General features: G+C 61.6%; 1 protein-coding gene. It reads left to right on the top strand.

Features of this window, described 5'->3' with window-relative positions; genetic code table 11:
- The coding region (locus tag EN935_RS39810) for a DNA gyrase subunit A (RefSeq protein ID WP_281040430.1) at positions 1–500 on the top strand (500 nt) is incomplete at both ends.

Raw genomic sequence — 500 nt, 5'->3', positions numbered from 1 at the left:
TCACCGAAGTTCCCTACCAGGTGAACAAATCGTCGATGATCGAGAAGATGGCCGAACTGGTGCGCGACAAGCGCATCGAGGGCATTTCCGACATTCGCGACGAGAGCGACCGCCAGGGCTATCGGGTCGTCATCGAGCTGAAGCGCGACGCCGTTGCCGACGTCATCCTCAACCAGCTCTATCGCTTCACGCCGCTGCAGACCTCTTTCGGCGCCAATATGGTGGCGCTGAACGGCGGCAAGCCGGAAGTGATGAACCTGACCGACATGCTGAAGGCGTTTGTCGCCTTCCGTGAAGAGGTGATCACAAGGCGCACGAAATTCCTGCTGCGCAAGGCGCGCGACCGCGCCCATGTGCTGGTTGGTCTCGCCATCGCCGTCGCCAACATCGACGAGGTCATCAAACTGATCCGCACCGCGCCGGATCCGCAGACGGCGCGCGAGCAATTGATGGAGCGGCGCTGGCCGTCCGGCGACGTCGAATCGCTGATCCTTCTGATC

It is taken from the genome of Mesorhizobium sp. M7D.F.Ca.US.004.03.1.1, from assembly GCF_003998635.1.
GTDB lineage: Bacteria > Pseudomonadota > Alphaproteobacteria > Rhizobiales > Rhizobiaceae > Mesorhizobium > Mesorhizobium loti.
This window is presented reverse-complemented; position numbering and strand designations above follow the sequence as displayed.